This window comes from Oribacterium sp. NK2B42 (assembly GCF_000424445.1).
GTDB lineage: Bacteria > Bacillota > Clostridia > Lachnospirales > Lachnospiraceae > Oribacterium.
Genome location: NZ_AUJX01000031.1, coordinates 1 through 12,000, shown reverse-complemented (window position 1 = coordinate 12,000; position 12,000 = coordinate 1). Strand labels below are relative to the sequence as shown.

At 42.9% G+C, this 12,000-nt stretch carries 11 protein-coding genes and 1 pseudogene; all 12 read left to right on the top strand.

What is annotated here, in order from left to right; all coding sequences use genetic code 11:
* The first annotated feature begins 39 nt into the window (after positions 1-39).
* On the top strand, positions 40-1,686 hold the full coding sequence (locus tag G625_RS0109050) for a recombinase family protein (RefSeq protein ID WP_029200872.1): 1,647 nt from the start codon (positions 40-42) through the stop codon (positions 1,684-1,686).
* Positions 1,687-3,354 carry a recombinase family protein gene (locus tag G625_RS0109045; protein ID WP_029200871.1) on the top strand — a complete coding sequence of 556 codons (1,668 nt, stop codon included), beginning with the start codon at positions 1,687-1,689 and terminating at the stop codon, positions 3,352-3,354.
* Complete coding sequence (locus G625_RS19140; RefSeq protein ID WP_049895822.1) at positions 3,351-4,499, top strand: recombinase family protein; 1,149 nt, start codon at positions 3,351-3,353, stop codon at positions 4,497-4,499. Before G625_RS0109045 ends, G625_RS19140 begins: the two co-directional genes overlap by 4 nt.
* Before the next feature lie 93 nt (positions 4,500-4,592).
* Positions 4,593-4,850, top strand: coding sequence for a hypothetical protein (locus G625_RS0109035; protein ID WP_029200870.1), 258 nt, complete (start codon positions 4,593-4,595; stop codon positions 4,848-4,850).
* Between the two features lie 124 nt (positions 4,851-4,974).
* A complete protein-coding gene (locus G625_RS0109030) occupies positions 4,975-5,217 on the top strand; it encodes a helix-turn-helix domain-containing protein (protein WP_029200869.1) in 243 nt (80 codons plus the stop codon).
* A gap of 56 nt (positions 5,218-5,273) precedes the next feature.
* Entirely contained in the window at positions 5,274-5,813 is a 540-nt protein-coding gene (locus G625_RS0109025; RefSeq protein ID WP_029200868.1) for a hypothetical protein, read from the top strand.
* 111 nt (positions 5,814-5,924) lie between these two features.
* Complete coding sequence (locus tag G625_RS19135; protein WP_029200867.1) at positions 5,925-6,482, top strand: type IV secretory system conjugative DNA transfer family protein; 558 nt, start codon at positions 5,925-5,927, stop codon at positions 6,480-6,482.
* Positions 6,483-6,703: 221 nt separating this feature from the next.
* Positions 6,704-6,988 (top strand): annotated as a pseudogene (locus G625_RS0109015) (hypothetical protein); the annotation flags it as partial.
* A gap of 12 nt (positions 6,989-7,000) precedes the next feature.
* A complete protein-coding gene (locus tag G625_RS19130) occupies positions 7,001-7,489 on the top strand; it encodes a DUF6465 family protein (RefSeq protein ID WP_044932131.1) in 489 nt (162 codons plus the stop codon).
* 414 nt (positions 7,490-7,903) lie between these two features.
* Positions 7,904-9,031 carry a DUF362 domain-containing protein gene (locus G625_RS0109005; RefSeq protein ID WP_029200865.1) on the top strand — a complete coding sequence of 376 codons (1,128 nt, stop codon included), beginning with the start codon at positions 7,904-7,906 and terminating at the stop codon, positions 9,029-9,031.
* Between the two features lie 110 nt (positions 9,032-9,141).
* The gene (locus G625_RS0109000) at positions 9,142-10,848 is read left to right on the top strand and encodes an MATE family efflux transporter (RefSeq protein ID WP_029200864.1); all 1,707 of its coding nucleotides are present in this window, start codon (positions 9,142-9,144) and stop codon (positions 10,846-10,848) included.
* A gap of 57 nt (positions 10,849-10,905) precedes the next feature.
* Positions 10,906-12,000: AMP-binding protein (locus tag G625_RS19125; RefSeq protein ID WP_044932130.1), on the top strand; the 1,095-nt coding region annotated here is incomplete at its 3' end.

Sequence of the window (12,000 nt, the reverse complement as noted above, 5' to 3'; positions counted from 1 at the left end):
GGACGGATGCCTGGCTAAAATCATAAGGAGACTGAAGCCTTGAAAACGAAAGATTATTATAACGTGGCTGTCTATCTCAGGCTCTCCAAGGATGACGGGGAAGCTGGGAAGGCGGAGAGCAACAGCATTACATCGCAGAGGGATATCATCCGCAGCTTTATCAGGAAACAGGACAACATGGAGATCTTTGATTTTTATGTGGATGACGGATGGTCCGGAGCAAACTTTGACCGGCCGGCTTTCAAGCGGATGATGGGCGACATCGAGTCCGGCCATATCGACTGCGTGATCGTAAAAGATTTGTCGAGACTTGGAAGGGATTACATCGGTTCCAGCAGGCTGATACAAAAGACATTCCCGGAGCATGAAGTCCGGTTCATCGCGATCAACGATAATTATGATTCCCTGACAGCTGATTTCAATGAGGAATCGCTTGTGCTGCCGGTGAAGAATTTTATCAATGACGCATACTGCCGGGATATTTCCGTGAAGGTCAAGAGCCAGCAGAAGATGAAGCGTGAGAGCGGCCAGTACATCGGTGCTTTTGCCATGTACGGATACAGAAAGGATCCGGAGGATAAGAACCATCTTATTATCGACAAGTATGCTGCCGGTATCATCGAGAGCATCTTCGAGTGGAAGGTTGACGGATACAGCTTTGAAGCTATCGCTGACAGGCTGAACGGCATGGGTGTTCTGTCGCCTATGGAGTATAAGCGGTCAAATGGCGAGAAGTTTACCACAGGTTTCCGGACAAAGAAGCGGAGCAAGTGGTCGGCGCAGGCAGTGAGACGAATCCTGATGGATGAGACTTATATCGGTACCCTGGTACAGGGAAAGTCCGAGCGTGTGAATTATAAAGTGAAGAAATCGGTCGTGAAGCCTGCGGAAGAATGGGTGCGGGTGCCGAACGCTCATGAAGCGATCATATCCAAAGACCTGTTCGAGGTTGTGCAGCAGCTTTTGAAAACGGACTGCCGGTCCGCAAGCGGGAAGAATACATCCCATCTGTATTCTGGGCTTCTGTTCTGCGGGGACTGCGGAGAGCAGATGACAAGGCGTGTGAACCGGTACAAGGAACAGACGAAGGTTTACTTTATCTGCTCCAACTATAACAAGAATAAGAAGTGCAGTAGGCACAGCATTCTGCAGGATGACCTGGATAAACTGGTTCTGTACGGCATCAAGAGCCGCGTGGAACTGATCCTTGATCAGATTGCCGTAATCTCCAAGGTAAAAGATCTGGATATGCGCTATGACGATATTGTGGCGTTTGATAAAGAGATCGTTGACCTGAAGGCGGAACAAGAGAAGTATAAGAAGCTTCGGGCTGCCCTGTATGAAGATTATAAGAAGGGCATCATCGGTGAGGAAGATTTCAAGACCTTTTCCGCAATCTATGAGGAAAAGTATGCCGCCATTGAGTCTGATCTGGAAAAACAGATGCAGAATCTGAAGGAGCTTTTTAAGAACGGACTGGAAGCCGGGATGAAGCTGGAACAGTACAAAGATGTCCTGCAGGTGGAATCTTTGAACCGCACGACACTGGTCCATCTGGTCGAGAAGATCTATGTGTATGACGATAAGCGGGTGCATGTAGTGCTCCGTCACCAGAACCAGTTCATCAAGGTGGCGATGCTCTCTGACTTCCTGAAGCACAGTGAAGCGGAAGGAAAGGGGAAGTAAATGGCAAGAACATCTAAGAAGAGACAGGCAGCGGTGCCTGTAAAGAAGGATAAGATTTATTCTGTCGGCATTTACGCCAGACTGTCGGTGGATGGCACGGACAGGAAGAATGAATCCATAGACAATCAGCTGGAGCTTTGCCGGGAGTATGTCCGGTCGCATGAGGATATGGAAGTTTTCGACTGCTACAGCGATCTGGGCAAGACCGGCACGAACTTCCAAAGGGATGATTTTGAACGGTTGATGGCGGATGTCAGAATGCGGAAAGTGGACTGCATCGTGGTAAAAGACCTGTCGAGATTTGGCAGGAACCATTTGGAAATGGGGAATTATCTGGGAAAGATTTTTCCGTTTCTCGGAGTAAGGTTTATTGCCGTCAATGATAATTTCGACAACATGGATGGGGATCCGGAAACACTGGGAGTGCAGCTGAAGAATCTTGTCAATGAACTGTACGCAAAGGATATCGCGGTGAAGATCCGGAGTTCCAGAGTGAAGCAGTTTGAGAGGGGAAGCTTCTCAGGATGTCATCCGGTCTATGGATATGATGTCATGAAGGAAGGGAACCGCAGGGTACTTGTTGTCAATGAAGAAGCGGCGGTAGTTGTCAGGGAACTGTTTGACCGGTTCCTGCGCGGCGAGGGTTATGTGGAGATGATCGAGTGGCTTTATGCCGAGAAGATCCACAGACCGAGTGATTACAGGAAATATGGCCATGTGCATCAGAGGGATGGCGAAGAACTGCACAACTGGCATAAGGCAACGCTGAACCAGATTCTGAATAACTGTGCGTATATCGGGTGGCTGATCTGTGAACAGAAGGATGGAGAGCGCGTCACTGGAAGGACCAGCACGAAGGTTCTGACCGGGGAACTGAAAGTGCGTGAGAATAACCACGAGCCGATCATTTCAGAAGAGGTATTTCAGGAAGTGGCCAGGCAGTTCGAGGCGAGATCGCAGAAATTCTCTTCCGGCTCATCCAGGAACCTGCCGATGGAAGAGGATATCTATAAGGATCTAATCTATTGCGGATTGTGCGGAAGCAAGTTTACAAGGGAGTGCGGTCTTACCAATCGTTCCGGCGGAAAAGTCAGGAACTATCAGTACAGGTGTGTGAACAAAGAGACCATAGATGACCGTAAATGTGATAATGACAGGATTTCGCTGATCATACTGAACCGGTTGGTGGAAGAAGCGTTGGAGAAAGAGTTTTCCCTTACATCCATGAAGCATAAGGATCTGGTTACTGCAAGCAAAAGGCAGGCTGAGAACGAGAAGAAAAAGCTGGAGAAGGAGATATCGGAGATTTCCTATAAGATTGAAGAACTGAAGAAATCCGGCAGTGAGGATTATATCCGGTATCGGTCAGGGGAGATGACCGAGCAGGCCATGACGGAAGCTGCAGAGAAGCGAAAGAAGGAGATCCGCAGAATGCAGGACAGGCAGAAGGTTCTGGAAAGAAGGCTGGCTGAGATTGATGGCAAGACTGAGAAACGGAACCATTATCTGCGGACATTGATGAAGTGCAGGAAGGGAACACCTTTGACGGCTGAAGTGCTTCATGCTCTGATCGAGAAGATTGAGGTATTCAAAGATAAGAGGGTGAAGGTGCATTTCATCTATTCCGGCAAAGAGATCATGGATCTGGAAGGCGGTGGCAGGTCATGAATATAGCGATCTATATGAGGCTTTCCAAAGAGGATGAGTTCAGCCATGAGGAAAGCAATAGTATAACGATGCAGCGGCTTCTGCTCCGGGACTATGTCCGGGAGCATTTTCCGCAGGCAAAAGTTTTGGAGTTCGCGGATGACGGATATTCCGGCACGAACTTTGACCGTCCGGGCGTGCAGGCACTTCTGGACGGTGTGAAGAATGCGGAGATCAACTGCATTATCGTGAAGGACTTTTCGCGGTTCGCAAGAGATTATATTGAACTGGGTTCCTATCTGGAACAGATTTTTCCGTTCATGGGTGTGCGGTTCATCTCAATCAACGATAAGTATGACGGTGATCAGTATTCCGGCAATGTGGCGGATATCGATGTGAATTTCAAGAATCTGCTTTATGACCTGTACAGTAAGGATCTGTCCTTAAAGATAAAAGCGTCTGTGAGGGCTGTTAAGGAGCAGGGGAAAGCGGTGTGTTCTACGCCGCCGTTCGGTTATACAAAGGATCCGGACGACAGGCATAAGTTCATAATTGCCGAGGATGAAGCGGTGGTTGTCAGGCGGCTGTTTAAGATGTATGCGGATGGAATGTCCACGGTGGAGATTGCAAGGATCTTTAATGAGGAAGGGGTCAAGCCTCCTTCTCAGGTTTGGCATGAGAAGGGAATCCGAAAAGCTGAGCCGAAGGGCGGAACTTTTGTCTGGCAGCATTCCGGGATGCTCCGTATGCTGAAGAACAGGACGTATGTTGGTGATCTGGTTCAAGGTGTTACTGAATGCAAGAAAATCAGGGATGACCGGCGCGTGACGGATCCGGAGAAATGGATCATCTCAGAGAACCACCATGAGTCAATCATCGATCGGGAGACTTTCGATAAAGTGCAGGAGCGGTTCCAAAAGAGCGGCAGGAAGTGGAAACGAAGAGATCATCATGTGCTTGTGGGAAGAGTGACCTGCGGATGCTGTGGTCATAATCTGCGGCACAGTACAGGCGTTGGTCAGCCGTATTACTGGTGTCCTGGTCTGAATATCTACCATATGGACGGATGCGTGAAGCGGATCGAGGATTTCTATCTGGAAGAAGTGCTCCTGTTCCAGATCCAGCAGCATATCATGGAACTGGGAGAGTCAGATAAGCTTCTGTAGGCTGAAAAGGAAGCGGCGGCAGCAGAAGCCGAGACTTTAAGGAGGAAATGCCGGGATGCGGAAAGGGCGATAGACAAGGCGAAGGCTCAGAGGATGGCGGAGTTTGAAGCCTACGCCCTGGGACAGAAGAAAAGCTATGATGCTTCTATCGATGAGGTGGAGGCGCTTAGGAAGAAGCATGAGGCGCTGATGGAGCAGCTGTCAGAAGCAGAGGATAAGATCAGGAAACTGAACCGGATGAAGGTACATGAGAGTTTTGCGGTTACGAAGTTGACGGACGAACTTCTGGATGAATACGTGGAGAGTATTGAGGTTCATCCAGAAAATGAGGTCAAGATCAGCTGGAAGTAAATAATGTGAGCTAGGGGCTTGTCAAAGATGGCAGGCCTCTTTTTTGCTTGAAAAATCCCTAAAATATGGTATGCTATAAATTGTACAAATAAGATAATTTTGGATTTGGTCAGGGAGTCAGATCATGGTCAGAAATAATATAGAAGTAGATGTTAAGGTAAAGTGCATAGAGCAGGGAAAGACGCAGGCGAAGCTGGCGGAAGAGATTGATACCACCAAGACCTATGTGAACCGCGTGATCAAGAAGAATGAGAGCGTGGTCAATAATACCTTCGTCAAGATGATGGAGGCACTGGGGTATGATATCGAACTGCATTATGTGAAGAGGGATGAACAAGTGAATCTCTTGAAATCAAGGGATGAATGAATTCGTTTCTGTTCAGTAACCATTCATTATATTACAAAGGATTATGTTTGACATAAATGTGTAGTGAGGCATTAAGACAATTTAGAGAACTAATAAGAAATGACAATAGGTGGCCGTCTAGATCGAGAAAATTTGATAATGAAAGAAGAAATCTTGTATTCTGGTTTGTGGACAATTGTCCATCAAATGAAGGTCCGGCCAATGCAAGAGGGTTCGATGATTATGGAATCAGTCATCCTTCGGATTACAAGAGGTTAAAGAATCGAATACTTGCTGCTGTGAATGTGGAAAAAGGTACCACTTACAAGTATTGTAAAAGTGGAGAGATGGAGAATCTTATTGATGACATTTTAGATTTGTATAATAAAAGACATAAGGCAGTTATCTTTTTTTCAAAAGGGAAAAATGAAGAAATGGATTCTCTCTACATAAGAATACGCAATTCATTTGCCCACGGTAACTATTATAAAGTTGGTGGTTATTACATATTATGGAATGAAACTGGTTCCGATTCAAAGCCAAAGAAGTTGGGGGCTTTTATGATGTTAAAATATGATCATCTTAGAGCCATATACGGGGCTTTAAAACAACAGTAAATGCAGCGAAAGATGATTTCACTTATATAACACCAGATTGCTGATTTTATGGCACTTGTCGGACACGCACCGTCCGATTTTGGGGGTGATTTAGCGAGAAATCCTTGTTTTATGGGAAAAAGTTTTTCAAAAAGTTTGTGTCACAGGGTTGACATTATCGGGCTCTGGAAAAACCATGAGCATAGTGACACCGATCGTTCCATGGACGGACTGGTTAATATCTTCCTCACTCAAACCATGAACGAACTCTGCAGGGTTGCGGACAGGGAGTGTAAAAATAACTGCCTGCCGGTACCTGTCAGATTTATCCTTGATGACTTTGCAACCAACTGCAAAATCGAGGAGTTCCCGAGAATGATCGCCTCCATCCGTTCAAGAGGCATTTCCACGATGCTAATGATCCAGGCCGAGCCACAGCTCACGGAGAATTATGGTTACGATGGTAAAACGATAATCGGTAACTGCGATACCTATGTCTATCTGGGCGGAAATGACATCGAAACCGCAAAGGCTGTTGCCGAACGATGCGATATGCCGGTCAAAAAGATTTTAAACATGCCGGTTGGAACGAACTGGATCTTCAGAAGAGGACAAAGCCCTGTGAACGGGATTAACTTTGATCCGGATACATTTGAAAAGAACATAATACATTCAGAAACAGAAAGATAAAAACGTAAAAGATCAGTCGGTGGACCACCAACCCCGTCCCCCCTGGCCCACCGACTGATCTTTTACATAAAAACTATTTCAATCGTCGAAAAGGAACCCTGAAGGGTTATTTTTTTAATAAAATGGAATAGTGTAGCAGATATGGTATGATACAAGGGCGTTGACATACATGTTGACTGTGCAATGGTGTATTTCTGCTGTGCGAAGCAGCAAAACAACTGACAATAGATGTGGAACCTATACATGAGATGGAAAAGGTTCTGTTTGCTGCAGATGAACTTACAGGACTTATCTGGGCTGCGGCACTTATGAGACCATCAAAGAGCACAAAGGATATGGAATTAAAGTCCCTGAAAAAGAAGTATAAGAGCAAGGGGTTTGCCGCCGGCTGTACTGTTTCAAAAGAGGACGAAGAAAATAGAAAATTACGTATCAATTCTATGGAAAAAATATTTACTCGTATTTATAATAAAAAACAAATACGTTTATCTACTAATTATTCATAGGAGGAAACGAGTATGGAAAACGAAGAAGTAAAGGTAGTTGATCAGCCAAAGACAGAAGAAAAGCCGGCAGAAGAAAAGAAGGTTGAAGCACCTGCAAAGGCAGCTCCTAAGAAGAGAGGACCTAAAGCAAAGAGTGCTGCTAAGAAGCCGGTAAAGAAAACTGCAGCGAAGAAGGAAGCAGCTGCAGAAGTAAAGAAAGATGATGTTAAGGCTCCTGCTAAGAGAGGTCCTAAGAAGGCTGCAAAGACAACTGCTAAGAAAGCAACAAAAGCACCTGCAAAGGCTGCTCCAGCAACAAAGTTTGATTTCGCTAAAACAACTTTTGAGTATGATGGTAAGAAGTTTACTGCAGAAAGCATTAATGCAAAAGTTTTAGAGTATCTCAATAAGCATCCCTATATTAGCGCTGAAAAAATCGAGACATTCGTCAATATCGGTGAAAAACGAATCTACTTCACTGTAGACGGGTTCGGGAATGCCGACTTTACAATCGACTTATAAGAATGACAGTTCTAAAACCAAAAATAATTTTTGAAGAAAAATCCGAAATAAAAACCAATTAAATTTTTTTGAGGAAAAATCTGAAAAATGAAGAAAGCCCCATCTTGCTCAAATAGCATTGAAATATGGGAACAGGTCTCTAATCGTTTGATTAGAGACCTGTTTTGTAAATAACTACTTTGGATTCCGCTGAGTATAGTAATCAATAAAATGGTTTAGTTTACACCTTTGCCCTTTGGCATACATATCGTTTAGCTCAAACATGTATGGGGTATAAGTCTATCAAAGAATCTGCACAACAGGAAGCATAATAAAATTATCAAAAAAAGAATTTATGTATTCGATAAGGCATGACGATGGACATATATATTTACATTATTTTGAAGTTTACTTTTATAAAAAGAGGAGATAGCAATGGGAAAGTCAAAGGTATTTTTTACAGATTTCAGAACAAAGATAGGTGTTAGTCAATGTGAAAAATTAAAAAAGCTTATTCGTAAGGCTGGTATAAAAGATATCGATTTTGAGGGTAAGTTTACAGCTATAAAGATGCATTTTGGAGAGTTGGGAAACTGTGCTTATATCAGGCCAAACTATGTGCGTGCAGTGGTAGATATTGTCAAAGAGTTGGGTGGAGTACCTTTTTTAACTGATAGTAATACACTGTATCCGGGAAGTCGAAATAATGCAGTAAGGCACCTTGAATGTGCTGAAATGAATGGGTTCAATTCTGTCACAACAGGCTGCCACGTTATCATCGGAGATGGACTTAAGGGAACAGACGAAGTAGAGGTAACTGTTCCGAATGGAGAGTATTGTAATACAGCACTTATTGGCAAGGCAGTTATGGATGCAGATGTGTTCATTTCTCTTTCACATTTCAAAGGGCATGAAGACGTTGGATTTGGCGGTGCACTCAAGAACATAGGAATGGGATGCGGAAGCCGTGCAGGGAAAATGCATATGCACAGTGAAGGAACACCGGAAGTAGATCAGGAGATGTGTCGTGGATGTAAGCAGTGTACAAAGGTATGTGGCAGCAATGCTATTTCCTATGGCCCGGATCGTAAGGCGTATATAGAACCAAATCTATGTAAAGGGTGCGGAAGGTGTATCACAGCCTGCAATTTTGATGCCATAGACAGCATATACGATACAGCCAATGAAATTCTGTGCTGTAAGATAGCAGAGTATACACAGGCAGTATGCTATGGTCGTCCTTGTTTCCATATAAGTCTTATCATGGATGTTTCTCCAAATTGTGACTGCCACGACGAAAATGATGCGCCTATATTACCGAATATTGGCATGTTGGCATCTTTTGATCCGGTGGCATTGGATCAGGCTTGTGCAGATCTGTGTTTAAAGGCAACACCTATACGTAACAGTCAGTTAGGAGATAATCTGGCAAATCCAAAGTTGGAGCATCATCATGATCATTTCAAGGATAACAACCCTAATATCCGTTGGAAAGAAGCACTTGAACATGGGGAGAAGATAGGTCTTGGATCAAGAGATTATGAGCTGTGTGTTGTTAAATAAACATATTATGATGTAGAACTTTGCACACGGATCTGTGCGTTCGCGCTAATCAGTAAGTGGCAAATACTTTTGACACCTACATAACATTATGAGAGGGAAAATTATTTAAAATGGATTTTGAATCAGAAGATCGACTCATTAGGCACAGTAGTTATCGATATATATTTCCACCAATGATAGGGATGGTTTTTGCACAAATGGCGCCTGTTGTAGATGGAATTGTTGCTTCCGGAGGTATAGGAGAAGATGCGTTATCTGCAATTGGTATAGTTGGACCTTTTGTATACGTACTCAATATTATATGTGCGCTTTTTGGCATCGGATGTGGTGTGCTTATTTCGCGTTGTTCAGGAACTGGTGAAAAAGCTAAGGCGGCCAGGATATTTACCAGAACTATTATTTATATTATTACCTTGACGATATTGATATCAGTTTTAGGTATTGTTTTTATAGATCAGCTGTTGATGATTTTTTCTGCCACACCAGAAAATTTTTCTTATGCCAAAGAGTATTTTCTTGTTATTTTGGCAGGAAGTGTATTTACAGTAATTAATTTCGTAGGAGATTATATTCTTGCCAATGACAACAACGAAAATCTTGCTGTTGCCGGGGATATTACCGGTGCTGTGGTAAATATGATAATCGATTATGTTGGTATATTTGTATTGCATCAGGGTATATGGATAGTTGGATTTGGAACTGTGGCCGGTTCTTTTGTGTGCATGTTGGTTTATTTGCTTCATTTTACTAAGAAAGACAGACTATGTCGTTTGGTTAAGCCGGAATGTAAAGATGGTGATCCGAATATTTACGATATATTAAAAGCCGGGGCTGCAGAGGCAATAATGTATTTAGGATTTGCTGTTCAACTTGCGGTACAGAACTTCATTCTTCGGGATGATGGTGGAACAAGTGGACTTGGCAATTCCGCTATAATTGAGAATCTATCATTGATATTCACAATTGTTATTGCTGGTTGTACTGATGCTATCTTCCCGATGGCTTCGGCATATCATGGGGAGCAGAACAAAAGTGGTATGTTGATGGTGAAGAGAAATCTAACAAAGACCGGATTCCTGCTTTTGATGATTCCAGTCAGTATACTTATGATTTTTCCGCAACTTACTATCATACCTTACAGAATAGATGATCCGGTTATGTTAAGAACGCTTCCATCTGCAATTCGTCTGGTCAGTATCAATCAACTTGTTATTTTTATTTGCACTCTTTTCATTGATTATCTTTCTGCTACAGAACAGGAAGGTAAGGCCAATATTGCTTTTTTGGTACAATTCATCATAAATATTCCTTTGATAGTTATACTTAACAATTGGACGCATATGAATTCTCCATGGTATGCATCCATTATAGCTCAGTTCGCGGTACTCATTTATTTGTGTTTTTTCTGTGGTGATCTTCCTAAAGGAATGCGATATTACCAAAAGGAAAATTTACAGCTACTAAAAGGTGGTTATCTGACGCAGAGTTTTGTATCGGATTTTTCAAAAGAAGCTGAAAAGATAATCAGTGTTCGCCAAATTGAGATATTAAAAAAGGAAATGATAGCTCCGCTTATGCAGGTGTTGTCAGAAGAGAAAGTACGTCAATGTAGCTTTAGTATTCTTAAGCGCGATGACGATAAAATGGCGGTTAATCTTCATTATGAGTCAAAGAAAGATTTACTCGAAAATCTTCCTGAGATTGAATTGGATGACGATGATGAAGACGACAAAGATGAAGAAGTGCCGGTTGATACATGTATCAGATCAGAATTTCTTGGTATGAGAAGGCTGATGATCATTCTCAGCGATAAGTAGTAATAGGATATTTAAAAGAAGTATAGATAAAAACAACTATATTTAAGAGGGGAAGTAATGAGTTTTATATTAAATGAAAAGCATAAAATGATTGAAAATGACTCTTTTGTGTTAGATGTGGGTATAGAGGAGATAAGAAAATGGTGCAATGATAATGGGGTGAATCCGGAAGAATTTTTAGGTACTTCTTTTGGTGTAGCCCTACAGGCTTTTAACTGTTTGGAGTATGCGACATTTAACGTTATAAAAACAGACAGTGATGGATACTATGATAAAGTACAGCAGATCACCTTTGAAGTAAGTGTCGAAAAAAGAATTAAGGAGATAATTGAAGGGCTGAAGATTCATGATGTTGTTGAAAATGAGTCGGATGTACTTTATGTGTATCAAGGTGAAAACTATCAACAGGATATAAAACATTGTTCGAGGGACAAAAAAGATGCTTCAGAAAACCTTTTCGGAATCTCACAGGCATATATCATAGGTATTGAAGAAGATAAGATCATAATTAAGTCAGAGTGGGATTCTGTCAGATCAAGCAGCTATATCATAAACAGGTTTGTGAAGATGTATGATAGGATTCTTTTAGAACTGACTCGGAAAGAAACAATAGGAGATATCGAACTTGTTTCTGAAGAGGATAAAAAAGACATTCTCACTCTTCATGATACAGAGTTCACTGTTACAGAAAAGCCGGCATACAGACTGCTTCAGGACAGTGCCGAAAAGAATCCTGATAAGGTTGCCCTTGTTGCAGTTGACAGAACTCTTACCTACAGGGAGCTCAACGAAGAGGCCAATGCTGTAGGTCATGCGCTCATCGCAGAGGCACGAAAGGTTCGGACTGGTTTAATCGCTGATTCTGGTCATGGACCAGATGTAACTTTTGTTGGAAGTTTAGTACATGATACAAGCTGTGTGCCAGGCGAAAGTGCTGTGACCGGTGCAAGGTGTGGTGGTTTATCGACCGGAACAGGTGATGGGTCAGAAGGTTCATATGGTCTCGCACCTGATACAATTGTGGCAGTCATGGCAGACAGGGACAGCTATGCCTATGTGATGCGTGACGGTGTACTAAAAGCCGGAGGAGCATTTTTACCAATCGACCCAGAGTATCCGGAGGAGAGAATCAGATTCATCCTTGAGGACTCA